A 13,479-nucleotide genomic window follows, 5' to 3' on the forward strand; every position below is an offset into this window, starting at 1 on the left:
TTTTCGAATGTCTTACTGTAACAGTTTTCAGTTCATTCTCTAAATGGATAACTACGAAGATTGAAATTGAAAAGGCCGATCTTTTTCCAATAAATTACTCTCTAAAAGTTTCGTCGCCTTCGGAGTCAACTGCCAGAGCATGCGCTGACGATCATCTCGACCCGACTGAACAATCCAATCATTTTGACGCATTTGCATTTTGATACTGTGTAAAGCACGAATATTAATTTGCGAGCGCGCAACAGCATGAGCACGAGGCATTTCTAGACGTGCATCATTTAAACCAGTTTCGTTTAAATACTCATTTATGCGTTTAGAAAAATATTCTTCAGGAGTGGGGTGAATAAAGGTTGTCCCCAAAACTGACAGTAATTGTGCCCAAGTCATCTGCTTTTGAATTTTCAGCTCTTTAAAATTGCCATCTTGATAGGCATGCATCCGATAATCAAAAGCAAAAAATTCATGCATAGCCACTTTGGGTAAAGACAAAAATGGATCGACTTCACGTTTACCCGCTTCAGTTTCCAGTTGTACCAGTTTGGCTTTAAGTTTATCAATTTCGTCATGCAACACTTGGGTGTTCTGCGGACGTACCCAACCCGAGACAGGGTAGCGCTCTAGCATTTGCGTCATATTCAAACGAACAGCCATTTCCAAGTCACGCATGGTTCGATAAGTAAAAACCTGATCAACTTCCTGTTGCAGTAGTTTTCTAAAATCTTTGAATTTTTCACGTAACTCAGGTTTGTCGTCATGTAAACATAACTCACGTGTATCGGGATCATCATGCATAAATACAATAATCGGTTTTTGCTTGGTAACCGCATAAATGTATTCAAGGTGCATATACCCGACCCCCGACACAGACTGTTCGCCATATTTGCTGCCCAGCAACAATATGACATAGTCACAGTCATCAATCTGACGACGTGCAAAAGCCGTTGAAAGTGGTGTCCGTTGTTCTAATCCCCAAGAAAAAAATCCCATGCCCACTAAAGTTTGGGCCAAAATGATCCGCTCTGGTTGCATCTCGCTTCCAGAGGTGGTTATAAACACTTGATAACGCTTATCGAGCATCGGTTATCCTCATTATTCTTCGCAGTATCCCATCCCCCAAATTCATTAGATAGACACTGCGACTAACTCAAGCATATTAGGTTTCAATTTTGACTATATATCAAAATACTCGACTTATTCGTTTAAAAATTAATCAGATATATTTGAAATAGTCCAATTTAGTTCTGGTTCAAGCAAAAGTTGTAAGATAGGTCTCAAACTTTCTGCATTATTTCCACTGACATAACATTCAATTCGAACATCACTATTATGATTTTGTTCAAATAATAACTCATTTTTGATTAAAATACGGGCTGTTTGTCGTGCAACTGCCAGTCCAGAGTCAATTAATGTCAGTTTCTGACCAAAAATAGATTGTATCGCTATTTTCAAAAAAGGGTAATGGGTACAGCCTAAAACTAAATAATCTGCACCCTGATCGACAACAGGTTGTAAAATATCTTTTAAAGTGGCTAAACATGCCGCACTCATCTGTGCACCGCTCTCAACAAAAGGCACTAAATCTAAGCAAGTCACTGGGATCACCGTGACTCCAGAAGGCTGTGCAAACTTTTCAACCACGTCTTTAATCAGCTGCCCGCGAAAGGTCGCAGGCGTCGCTAAAACAGCGACCGTTTTGGATTTACTTTGCAATACCGCAGGTTTTAGTGCAGGAACAAGGCCGATAATCGGGAAATTGTCACCATAGTGCTCGCGTAAATAATCCAAACTAAATGCAGAAGCGGTATTACACGCCACAACTGCAACTTTACAGCCTTTGCGGTAAAGCCACTCAATCGCTTGTGCAGTTAATTCTCGAATATTCTGATCATCGCGCGGCCCGTAAGGCACATGTGCGGTATCGGCAAAATAAATAAATCGTTCATGCGGTAAATGCTTGGCAATTTCTTGAGCGATGGATAAGCCACCTATTCCCGAATCAAATATCCCGATTGGCGCATCGGCTGTCGCTTTTGGCATGGGGTTGATCAGAGGAAATAAGGGCTGAATGGCACTCATGAGGACTCGTTGCAGTATAAAGTTAAAAGATCAATCAAGCTTAAACCTCAGGTGCCTAATTGCAATAGCAAATCACCACTTTGTAAGCACAGTTTGACCTGACCCTCCGCATCGTCGCTTAACTTACCCATTTCCACCAAATGAAAGAAAGCAGCACGCTGAATCAGTGCATTAATCCCAAAGCGAACATGCACATAAGGACGTAGCTCCCCTTGGAAGGCACGCATAAAAATGGGATGGTCTTCATCAACAATCACCACATCATGCGTGGTCGTGGTCAGTTGTAGGTAGATTTTTCCTGCAATTTCGACTTGATCGACCTGATTGACAAATAAAGGCTCATCCTCAACCTCGATTTCAATCTGCTCGACAGGGGTTTTGAGATAAAACTTATCTGCTTCTTTCCAAAGTACCGTTGCAAACAGCTCAATCATGGCTTGGCGTTTGATCAATTGACCTTCGTGCCACCATTCTCCATTGGCCAAAACCTTCAAATCCATTGTGCCACAATGCTTTGGATGCCATTGATCTAAAGGGGGGATTGACCTTTTGTGACCGGACTGTCCATCTTTTATGTATTGTGCAATATCGGTTAAGTTTTTATTATCAGCAATAGCTACTTTTTTCGTCGGATTTTCTGAGTTGTGCTGCTTATCCATAAAATTCATGCCTGTCTGACGGAAAAATAATATGATTCAGCCAATTGGCTAGAACTCGGTTTAAACCTATACTAGCTCACAATATAAAAGACACGATGATAAATTTTGTGTCTGGGAACTAAGAACACTCATGGCAGCACCGTTCTCTGAGTCAAAACGGTTGCCACCTTTAACCATATGAGGAGTCCTACATGGAACACATCGAACGTGAATCGATGGAGTTTGACGTAGTCATCGTTGGCGCAGGCCCTGCTGGCCTTTCTGCTGCGATTAAAATTCGTCAACTTGCAATTGAAAACAACCTTAATGATCTGTCCGTTTGTGTCGTAGAAAAAGGCTCTGAAGTTGGTGCGCATATCCTTTCAGGTGCTGTGCTCGAACCGCGTGCGATCAATGAGTTGTTCCCAAACTGGAAAGAAGAAGGCGCGCCTTTAAATGTTCCAGTAACTGAAGATAAAACGTACTTCTTAATGTCTGCTGAAAAGTCACAAGAAGCGCCACACTGGATGGTTCCTAAAACCATGCACAATGATGGCAACTATGTGATTTCACTTGGTAACGTAGTGCGTTGGTTAGGCCAAAAAGCTGAAGAATTAGAAGTTTCTATTTTCCCAGGTTTTGCTGCATCTGAAATTCTTTATCATGCTGATGGTACGGTTAAAGGTATCCAAACCGGTGATATGGGAATTGGTAAAGATGGTGAACCAACACATAACTTTACTCCAGGCTATGAACTACATGCCAAATACACAATTTTTGCAGAAGGCTGTCGTGGTCATTTAGGTAAACGCCTGATTGCCAAGTTCGATCTTGATAAAGATGCAGATCCTCAACACTATGGTATCGGCATCAAAGAACTATGGGAAATTGATCCTGCAAAACACAAACCAGGTTTGGTAATGCACGGAGCAGGTTGGCCTCTAGCTGAAACCGGTTCTTCTGGTGGTTGGTGGTTATATCACGCTGAAAATAACCAAGTCACTTTGGGTATGATCGTGGATTTATCTTACGAAAACCCACACATGTATCCTTTTGCAGAAATGCAACGTTGGAAAACGCATCCACTGATTAAGCAATATCTTGAAGGTGGTAAGCGTATTTCTTATGGCGCACGTGCTGTAGTGAAAGGCGGTTTCAACTCACTGCCGAAGTTTACCTTCCCAGGTGGTTCTTTAATTGGCGATGATGCAGGCTTCCTAAACTTCGCTAAAATTAAAGGCTCTCACACGGCTATGAAATCGGGCATGTTGTGTGGCGAAGCAGTATTCGAAGCGATTCAAGCAGGCGTTGAAAAAGGTGGTGATCTTGCCATTGCACGCGTGCTTGAAGGTGAAGACTTCTTTGCAAAAGAGTTAACCGCTTATACAGACAAGTTCAACAACAGCTGGTTAAAAGAAGAGTTATATCGTTCTCGTAACTTTGGCCCAGCAATGCACAAATTTGGCACGTTCGGTGGTGGTGCATTTAACTTCATCGACCAAAATGTGTTTAAAGTCCCGTTTACATTGCATGACTTAGTGCCTGACTTCAGTACACTGAAAACTGTAGATGCGGCAACATTTAAGCCGAACTATCCAAAACCAGATGGTAAGCTGACTTTTGACCGTTTATCTTCAGTATTTGTATCGAATACCGTACATGAAGAAAATCAGCCAGCACACTTGAAACTAACTGATGCGTCTATTCCTGTAAATGTAAACTTACCAAAATGGGACGAGCCCGCTCAGCGCTACTGCCCTGCTGGTGTTTATGAAATTATGGAAGAGAATGATGGTTCGAAGCGTTTCCAAATTAACGCGGCCAACTGTGTGCACTGTAAAACGTGTGATATTAAAGATCCGTCTCAGAACATTACTTGGGTGACTCCTGAGGGTGGTGGTGGTCCGAATTACCCGAATATGTAATGTTAAAATGGGCTTGCGCTGAGGCGCATTTCCGAACATGTGATCTTTAAGATTAAAAAAAATCCCTTCACTACTGAAGGGATTTTTTTAATTAATAGGCATCTGACTTTTTGCTAAAGACCATCACTGTTGGCCCTATCGCAGTATGCCCAACCCCATGATCTTGATAGATTTCAATCCGATAATCATCGCACTGATAGACATATTTATTTTCAGCTTGTTTCCAGCCATTTTGCGCCACCTGAAAGCGTTTTAATACTCGACTTTTAAAAACATCTAAATCAGTTTCATATGTCGCAAGTGGCCCATCTAGAAAACTTAAACTGTATGAAATAATCATTTTAGAATGCGGATCGTAACGAATATGCTGAACCCAACTCACACCTGCTTTTTTAATTTGTGTATCTACACCTTGTGCAAATTCAAACTGATAATTATCGCTCCCTAAAATTACCGTTTTTGCCGTGGGATGATGTTGTTGAAATTCACGAATATGCTGTCCAATTTTTAAGCCCGCAACATTCATCGTGTCTACAGGAACTTCACAAGATTTTGCCCAAGAAATTGAACAAAATAATGCAAAAAGATGAGTCCATAAGAACACATTTATTTTTTTCATTCTGATTTCCTTGGATGAACGTTATTTCTTTTTCTCTAGGCAAGTTCATTTTAGAAGGCTAAAACAAATGTCCTAACCCTTTTTAACTAAATAATGAAATTCTTTGTTGCCATTTTCATCTAAGCGCTCTTCTTGCAACAAAAGTTCATGCCCCAGATGCATACAAAATTTAGGAATATCCCATGAAGTTGAATTGTCCGTTGCAAACACCTCAACTACATCTCCAGATTTAGACTTTCGAATGGCTTGATGCAACATCATCACAGGCTCAGGACAGCGTAAACCACGGGTGTTTAATTGGATGCTTGGGTTCACTTCCAAATCAGACATATACAAACTCAAAAATTTAAAAACTTGCCAATTTTAACACAACTGTCCATTTCGCATATCTGTTTGCATAGCTTGATGGCAGATGAACCTCGTATTTAAAAGTATTGATCTAATCATTCATGCAATCCTTGCTTAATTACAATAGACAACTGTGTTTTCTACGGTATGATAAAATTAAGTTTTTTAGATATTAAGCGTCTTTAGGAAAGATCATGCACGAGGAATCAGGCCCGTCGTGGGGAATGCGTGGCTTACGCAAATGGTTAGGTACCGCGCCAGAAACTCGCGATGAACTGTTAAAGTTAGTTCAAGATTCACGTCGTTTTTTAGAACCCGACACTGTTGCGATGTTAGAAGGCGTATTAGACCTTCCAGCAACCAAAGTCCGTGAGGTCATGACACCACGTACATCCATGATCAGCCTACAAGAAGATGATGAGTTACTCGACATTTTGCATACTCTGGTTGAGTCAGCACATTCGCGTTTTCCTGTCTTTTCATCCGACCAACCTGACAATGTCGTTGGCATTTTGTTGGCGAAAGATTTATTGCCTTTCTTGACTGAACCAAACAATAAAGTGGATATCCGTGCGCTAATGCGCCAGCCTTTATTTGTGCCTGAAAGTGCACGTTCAGACCAAGTGCTTCGCATGTTGAAAAATACCCAAACACACATTGCAGTGGTGATTGACGAATACGGTACAACTTCAGGTTTGGTAACGCTAGAAGACATTTTGGAAGAAATTGTCGGTGAAATTGAAGATGAGCACGACAAAATTGATGAAGAAGCGGAATATATTATTCCTGACAATGACCCAACCACAGCAAATACGTGGCTGGTTCAGGCACTTACACCAATCGAACACTTTAACAATCTTTTAGATGCAGACTTTTCTGATGATGAGGTTGAAACTGTGGGCGGTTTATTGCTTCAAGAAATTGGTTTAGTGAGTGATTTACAAGGTCAGGTGATTGATCTTGGAAATTGGGAATTTACCATTGTAGAAGCAGATGCACGTTCTATTCATCTGATTCGAGCCGTTCGTAAATGAGAGCTTACTTTGACAAACTGTTAACCCCTACTTCACAACAAAAACAGTTACCTTTAATTTATCCGCTTTTAATTGCCTTATTTTCAGGGGCTGTCTTTAGTTTTGCACTCGCCCCTTATCATTATTGGTGGTTGGCAATTCTATCCCCTGCACTGCTCTATGCCACTTTACGCAAACGCAGTGCAAAGCAGGCCTTTGGCATTGGTTGGGCCTATGGTTTTGGCCTATGGTTCGTGGGCGCTTTTTGGCTCTATACTTCCATTCATGTCTATGGCGATACCAATAGTGCCTTAAGTGTAGGCATGATCGGGATTATGGCCTTGGTCATGGGCTTATTCACGGCAGTGCAAAGCTTTATTTACCGCCGCATTTTCCCTGAAACGCCACTGACCTTCGCTCCGCTTTGGGTACTTTTTGAATGGGCAAAAACGTGGGTCTTCACAGGCTTCCCATGGCTGTTCGCAGGCTATGCCTTTACCGAACGTTTACTGGATGGCTATGCACCATTATTTGGTATCTTTGGAGTGTCGTTTGTCGTTTTAGTCTTGGCCTGCGCACTGGTCGAAATTTTAAACCGTCGCATCTTTTGGGCTATTCCTTCTGCCTTATTGGTACTTGGTGCATGGGGTGCGTCAAAAATTGAGTTCGTCTCCGCAAAAAATACGCCACCACTATCGGTTTCTTTAATTCAGGGCAATATCCCGCAAGATTTAAAATGGCTCACTGAATATCAATTGAAAACACTCGAAATCTATGCCGATTTGACTAAAACAGAATGGGGACGTGACCTCATTGTTTGGCCTGAATCCTCTATTCCGATGTTCCAAAGTGATATCGAACCCTTTTTAGGTGCGATGACTGCACAAGCCAAAAAAAGCAACACGGCGTGGGTCACGGGTATTCCGTATTGGGATTTTTCAGGCTCTGAAGCGGCAGGTCGCCCCCTATACTACAACAGCATTATAGCCAATGGTGCTGAAGCTGAAGGCCTCTATAAAAAGCAACGTTTGGTGCCTTTTGGTGAATATATTCCGCTATCTGGTTTACTGAAATGGGTCTTGCCAGCCATGCAGAATGATCCGTCGATGAGTGGTTTCTCACGTGGCGAGCAACAGCAAAAACCGCTGTCTATTCATCAACAACATTTAGGTGCTGCGATTTGCTATGAAGTGGCTTATCCGAACTTGACGCGTCGTAATGCCAGCCAAAGCGATTTCTTGGTGACAGTTTCCAACGATGCATGGTTCACAGGAACTGCAGGCCCGTTACAGCATTTACAGATGGTTCAAATGCGTGCCAAAGAAAATGGACGCTGGTTTATTCGTGCCACCAATACAGGCGTGACCGCGTTTATTGACCATCAAGGACATATCGTAAAACGTGCCCCGCAAGATGTGGCAACCGTGCTTCGCGGCGAACTACCTGCTATGCAAGGTCAAACACTATATACCCGTTTAAGTGACTGGCCAATTTTAGGTTTTTCGGTCTTTTTACTGATCTTGGGTTGGATCTATCGTCCACGTAAAGTCGATGTATCGTTTAAGTCACGTCGATAGTTGCTATTGTTAAATCAGACTTTTCCAAAAAAACCCAAGCTGTGCTTGGGTTTTTCTTTTTCAATTATAGTAGTTTGGTACCTACGGGAACATCTGTATCAGGCACACACAGCACCACGCCTGTGTCTGAATCATGAAAGCCTGTCACTAAACACTCAGACTGGATGGGACCAATTTGTTTCTTCGGAAAGTTCACCACTGCCACCACCAATTTACCCAACAACAGTTCAGGTTGATAACGCTCCGTAATCTGCGCACTCGATTTCTTAATGCCAATTTCATGGCCAAAGTCGACATGTAAAATATAAGCGGGCTTACGTGCTTGTTCAAAGACTTCGGCTTGAAGAATACGCCCGACTCGGAGCTCTACTTTTAAAAAATCTGCCCAATCGATCTGTTCCATATTTCGCTCTATATTTATATTTTCTACAGTATAGAGAGCGAACACTAGGATCATATACAACGAAACAGACAAGCGATCTTATCTTTCCGCCATTCTTCATGACGCAATAAAAAAACCGAGCGTATGTGCTCGGTTTTTTATTACAACGATGCATGTCAGAATTAAATCTGACTGACCAAATAGGACACCATACCGGCTAAAAAGAGCATTGGCGTATAACGGTAAACCATGACCACTTTTTGTTCTAATGCTGTAATCTGTACTTGATCGAGTGTGAGTACGGTTGCTTTTAACGCAGACCAAAAGCTCAAAACCGCCCATGTGCTGAACAGACTGATTGCAAAGAAACCCACCATAATTTGGCTGCTGCCTTCAGTCGACTGCCACACACTTAAAATACCTTGAGCAACAGGAAGCATACTCAGAATCAAAAGAACAGATTTGAGCATCGACCAATGAAATTGGCTCATTTCATCCAACAAGGTTAATGCTTTCATTCTATTCTCCTCAGGCAAATCAGTTGCCATTGAGAACATTATGCAAGGATTTAAATAAATAAAAAGCCTATTTTTATCCATAATTTACATTATTTGTAATCAATAAATATGGAAATAATTCTTATTATAAATCTCAGCAGATGTTTATTATATTTAATACTTTAAAATCATAATTTTAGATATTAATTCTAAATTAAGATGTATTATCATTACAGTCCACATTGAGATAACCTATGTACTGCAATGATATATTCAATTAAACCCAATATATAATAATTCTCAATTAAGGTTGATACTGAATATCAGCATCAGTTTCTTCACCACCTTGCTGTCCATCCGCACCAAAAGAATATAAATCAAATGGTCGGCCATCAGTCCCAGGTGCAACATATTGAATGTCATTATCCCAACTGTCCTTCGGATATCCACCTTTCACATAGCCGCCCGGCAACCAATTTTTTGCAGACTCAGGCTTATTCACCAAAGCATCGAGTCCACCCTCTTGCATCGAAGGGTATTTACCATTGTCCAATTTATATTGATCCAATGCTGCGGCAACCCCTTTAAGCGTAATAACAGTGGTATCCACTTTTGCTTTTTCACCGCGTCCCATTACATTGGGAACAATTAAGGCTGCCAACACACCTAAAATAACAATCACCACCATGACTTCAATTAAGGTAAAGCCTGAAGCTTGGCGTCTATAAATTTTTGATTGCATGTAAATTTTCTCATCCATCTTATATTTTTAAAATTAAATCATGTTATTCATGTTGACGATCGGTAGCATCACGGCGATCACAATCACCAAGACAATGCTTGCCATCAGAACCAACATCAGCGGCTCAAGTAAAGCCAGCAAGGTCGATATGAGCGTTGTCACTTCCCGGTCTTGCATGGTCGATGCGCGCTCTAACATCCGATCCAATTCACCCGACGTTTCACCACTTTTAATCATTTGTACCATCATCGGTGGGAAATAACCACTGCGCTCCAACTGGGTCGCCAGGTTTCCACCTTCGGTCACTTTTTCTGCGGCATGATTGACCGCATCGCGAATCACCCAGTTATTACTCACCGCGGCGCCAATTTTTAGCGCATCCACCAAGGGCACACCTGACTGGGTCAAAATCGACAAGGTGCTGGCAAAGCGTGCGGCATTTATACCACGCGAAAGTTTACCGAATAATGGCAGTTTGAGCGTTAAACGATCAAAGGCATAATGCCCTGCTGTCGTTTTTAAAAATCGCAGTAATAAGCCAATGCCGAGTACACTACCCACCAATAAAAATGGCCATGTCACTCGAATAAAATCACTAGCTTTCATCAAAGCCACAGTAATCCATGGCAAGGCATCTTTACTTTGGTCAAAGGTTTTGACAATGTCAGGCACCACATACGTCATGAGTCCCATCACGATTGCAAAAGACATCAGCATTAAAATAATCGGATAAATCATCGCGCCTTGGATTTTCTTTTGCATTGCAAAGCGATTTTCGGTGTAGTCTGCCAGCTGATCTAAAATTAAGTCCAAATGTCCTGAACGTTCACCAGCGGCAATCGTGGCAATGTACAGCTCTGGAAAGCGTCCAGATTGCTGTAAGCCTTGCGCCAAAGAGTGACCTTCCAATACTTTAGAACGCACTGACATCAATAGATTTTGTACATGTGCTTTTTCTGACTGCTTTCCGACCGCACGAATGGCTTCTTCCAAAGGAATGGCCGCCGCCACAAGAACAGAAAGTTGACGTGTCAATAAAGCCAAATCATAGGCGGTAATTTGTTTTTGAAACCATGTTTTACTGCTGTGCTTATCTTTTTGTTCAACAGGATCAACCGAGACAGGAATCAGCGCTTTATCACGAAGTTGTTGCCGAATTTGACGTGCTGAATCCCCTTCAAGCACGCCTTTTTGCTGCTTTCCTGCGGCATCGAGTGCGGTAAATTGATATGCTGGCATGTTTACGCTTTCTAATTGTCCATTTAGTCATTTGGCGCTGTTGCATGTCGGCACCAAAATCATTCATATTCTAAGTTATAAATTATGTCATCACTCTAACACAACTCATTCATCGCACAACGACAATTTCATCAGGACATTTTGAGCTTTTTATGCCAGAGAACACACTTTCCACCACACCGAGCTACCGTATTCGTGTGGCTGTTCCCGTTTATCTATATGACTGTTTTGACTATAGTTTAACGGCTGAACAATACCACCAAGCTGAAGTGGGTGCACGTGTGGCTGTCTCATTTGGTCGCCAAAATGTGGTCGGTGTCATTGTTGAGAAACTCACTGATGAAAAACCACTCGATTTAGGCTTTAAACTCAAAGCTATAACTGAGTTGCTCGATGACAGCGCTATTCTAGATACTAAAGTTTTAAGTTTATTGACATGGGCAGCACAATATTATCAATTTCCGATTGGTGAAGTGATGCATGCCGCGTTACCTAGCTTTTTACGCCAAGGTAAGCCTTATAACCTATTGGCACGGATGTGGAAGCTGATTGATGACCATGCCGAAGACAAATTAAAGCGTTCTGAAAAACAACAAGATGCATATAAAATTTTAAAGCTGCATCCTACAGGAACTTCCGAAAACATTTTAAATTTGGCTGGTATTGAAACTGCGACCTTAAAAGCCTTAGAAAAAAAGCAAATCACCCAATGCCTACTCGAAGCCCAAGACTTTAAACCGCAAGCCATGACGCTGGCGCAAATGCCACTCACGCCCAATGATGAACAAAAGAGAGCCATTCAGCGTATTTTAAAAGCACGGGATAGCTACCATGCTTTTTTACTCGATGGTTTAACCGGTAGTGGTAAAACTGAAGTCTATTTGCAAGTCATGCAAGAGGTTTTAAAACAAGGCAAACAGGTTTTGGTATTAGTGCCTGAAATTGGCCTCACTCCTCAAACAGTGAGTCGTTTTCAATCTCGTTTTCACTGTCATATTGCGCTATTACATTCAGGTTTAAATGATTCTAAGCGCCTGCAAGCATGGCAAAGTGCGCAAACAGGTAAAGCCTCGATTGTGATTGGCACACGTTCTGCCATCTATACCCCCCTTCCACATCTGGGTTTGATTGTCTTAGATGAAGAGCATGATTTATCTTTTAAGCAACAAGAGGGCTTCCGCTACCATGCTCGTGATGTGGCCTTATACCGTGCACACTTAGAAAACTGTCCAATTATCCTTGGTTCTGCAACGCCCAGTATCGACAGTTATGCACTGGTTGAACAAGGTAAAATGACCCGTTTGGAGTTAGACCAACGTGCAGGTGTGGCCGTGATGCCGAAAATGCATGTGATTGATCTGAAAGTGGCACAAAAACAAAATGGTATCAGCCAACAGCTGATTCATGAAATACAGAAGCGCTTAGACAAAAAAGAACAGGTCTTGGTTTTTTTAAACCGTCGAGGCTATGCGCCCGTGTTAATCTGCGAGAGTTGTGGCTGGCAATCAAAATGCCCTCATTGCGATGCCAATTTTACCGTACATCGACAGCCCTACCAGCATTTACACTGTCACCACTGTGGCACCATCCACCGTATGCCTGAACACTGCCCGCAATGTCAACATAATGAACTGAAACCCATTGGTTTAGGCACCGCAAAAGTTGAAGAAAACCTACAAACACTGTTCCCAAATTTTGACGTCATTCGGGTTGATCGCGACTCCACCAGTCGGGTCGGTAGCTGGCAAAAAATCTATAACAAGATTCAGAAAAGTGAACCCATCATTTTGCTCGGCACCCAAATGCTGGCCAAAGGACATCACTTTCCTTATGTGACTTTAGTGGCAATTTTAGACATTGACTCAGGCTTACTCAGTGTTGACTTTCGTGCCACAGAACGTACAGCACAGCTCATCATCCAAGTCGCTGGACGTGCTGGACGCGGTGAGAAAAAAGGCGAAGTCTATTTACAAACTTTACGTCCAGACCATCCTTTGCTGAATACCCTGCTGGAGTCGGGCTATCGTAGCTTTGCCAAGCAAACACTGAAAGAGCGTAAAGCTGCATGGATGCCACCTTATCGCTATGCGGCTTTATTGCGTTGTGAATCCAAAGATCAAGAACTGAACCAAAACTTTTTACAAGAGCATGCGCAAGCACTGCGCCAAGCCTCAGAAAACAGTATTGATATTTGGGGGCCAATTCCGGCGCCGATGGAGCGTAAAGCAGGTCGCTATCAAGCACATATGGTACTACTGTCCAAAGACCGTGCACGGATGCATTTTTACATTCGTCAGTGGTGGCAAAATGTCTGGCATAACAAACCGCATGGTATGAAATTAAGCCTTGATATTGATCCACAAGAGTTAAGTTAAGACTTGACGTGAATAAGGTTTAGACCTGAGTCGCGTTCTCCCTTAAAC

At 42.2% G+C, this 13,479-nt stretch carries 13 protein-coding genes; 4 read left to right on the forward strand and 9 right to left on the reverse strand.

The features are described 5' to 3' along the window. Positions 1 to 51: 51 nt before the first annotated feature. From CDG62_RS17420 to CDG62_RS17430, 3 genes are all read right to left on the reverse strand, one after another. Complete coding sequence (locus tag CDG62_RS17420) at positions 52 to 1,077, reverse strand: DUF4062 domain-containing protein (protein WP_087527015.1); 1,026 nt, start codon at positions 1,075 to 1,077, stop codon at positions 52 to 54. Positions 1,078 to 1,206: 129 nt separating this feature from the next. Beyond that, positions 1,207 to 2,076, reverse strand: coding sequence for a glutamate racemase (murI, locus tag CDG62_RS17425; protein WP_087527016.1), 870 nt, complete (start codon positions 2,074 to 2,076; stop codon positions 1,207 to 1,209). 47 nt (positions 2,077 to 2,123) lie between these two features. Beyond that, positions 2,124 to 2,735, reverse strand: coding sequence for a DUF1285 domain-containing protein (locus CDG62_RS17430; protein ID WP_087527017.1), 612 nt, complete (start codon positions 2,733 to 2,735; stop codon positions 2,124 to 2,126). A gap of 191 nt (positions 2,736 to 2,926) precedes the next feature. Between CDG62_RS17430 and CDG62_RS17435 the strand changes: the two genes are divergently transcribed. After that, on the forward strand, positions 2,927 to 4,639 hold the full coding sequence (locus CDG62_RS17435) for an electron transfer flavoprotein-ubiquinone oxidoreductase (protein WP_087527018.1): 1,713 nt from the start codon (positions 2,927 to 2,929) through the stop codon (positions 4,637 to 4,639). A 91-nt stretch (positions 4,640 to 4,730) separates the two neighbouring features. Here CDG62_RS17435 and CDG62_RS17440 read toward each other — a convergent pair whose 3' ends face one another. After that, positions 4,731 to 5,258, reverse strand: coding sequence for a hypothetical protein (locus tag CDG62_RS17440; protein WP_087527019.1), 528 nt, complete (start codon positions 5,256 to 5,258; stop codon positions 4,731 to 4,733). 72 nt (positions 5,259 to 5,330) lie between these two features. Next, positions 5,331 to 5,588, reverse strand: a complete 258-nt coding sequence (gene tusA / locus CDG62_RS17445) for a sulfurtransferase TusA (RefSeq protein ID WP_087527020.1) — start codon at positions 5,586 to 5,588, stop codon at positions 5,331 to 5,333. Between the two features lie 212 nt (positions 5,589 to 5,800). Here tusA and CDG62_RS17450 point away from each other — a divergent pair, with 212 nt between their 5' ends. Next, complete coding sequence (locus CDG62_RS17450; RefSeq protein ID WP_086209658.1) at positions 5,801 to 6,640, forward strand: HlyC/CorC family transporter; 840 nt, start codon at positions 5,801 to 5,803, stop codon at positions 6,638 to 6,640. Next, positions 6,637 to 8,196, forward strand: a complete 1,560-nt coding sequence (lnt, locus tag CDG62_RS17455; RefSeq protein WP_087527021.1) for an apolipoprotein N-acyltransferase — start codon at positions 6,637 to 6,639, stop codon at positions 8,194 to 8,196. The genes CDG62_RS17450 and lnt overlap by 4 nt, the downstream gene beginning before the upstream one ends. Before the next feature lie 64 nt (positions 8,197 to 8,260). On the opposite strand, the gene CDG62_RS17460 is transcribed toward lnt, so the two are convergent. The 4 genes from CDG62_RS17460 to gspF form a co-directional block, all read right to left on the reverse strand. Continuing rightward, positions 8,261 to 8,599: a tRNA-binding protein gene (locus CDG62_RS17460; protein WP_087527022.1), complete on the reverse strand. Its 339-nt coding sequence runs from the start codon at positions 8,597 to 8,599 to the stop codon at positions 8,261 to 8,263. A gap of 161 nt (positions 8,600 to 8,760) precedes the next feature. Then, a complete protein-coding gene (locus tag CDG62_RS17465; RefSeq protein WP_087527023.1) occupies positions 8,761 to 9,096 on the reverse strand; it encodes a hypothetical protein in 336 nt (111 codons plus the stop codon). Positions 9,097 to 9,379: 283 nt separating this feature from the next. Then, entirely contained in the window at positions 9,380 to 9,817 is a 438-nt protein-coding gene (gene gspG, locus CDG62_RS17470; RefSeq protein WP_010325797.1) for a type II secretion system major pseudopilin GspG, read from the reverse strand. 33 nt (positions 9,818 to 9,850) lie between these two features. Beyond that, positions 9,851 to 11,056 carry a type II secretion system inner membrane protein GspF gene (gene gspF, locus CDG62_RS17475; protein ID WP_087527024.1) on the reverse strand — a complete coding sequence of 402 codons (1,206 nt, stop codon included), beginning with the start codon at positions 11,054 to 11,056 and terminating at the stop codon, positions 9,851 to 9,853. Positions 11,057 to 11,208: 152 nt separating this feature from the next. Here gspF and CDG62_RS17480 point away from each other — a divergent pair, with 152 nt between their 5' ends. After that, positions 11,209 to 13,431 carry a primosomal protein N' gene (locus CDG62_RS17480; protein ID WP_087527025.1) on the forward strand — a complete coding sequence of 741 codons (2,223 nt, stop codon included), beginning with the start codon at positions 11,209 to 11,211 and terminating at the stop codon, positions 13,429 to 13,431. Positions 13,432 to 13,479 lie beyond the last annotated feature (48 nt).

Source organism: Acinetobacter sp. WCHA55 (assembly GCF_002165305.2).
GTDB lineage: Bacteria > Pseudomonadota > Gammaproteobacteria > Pseudomonadales > Moraxellaceae > Acinetobacter.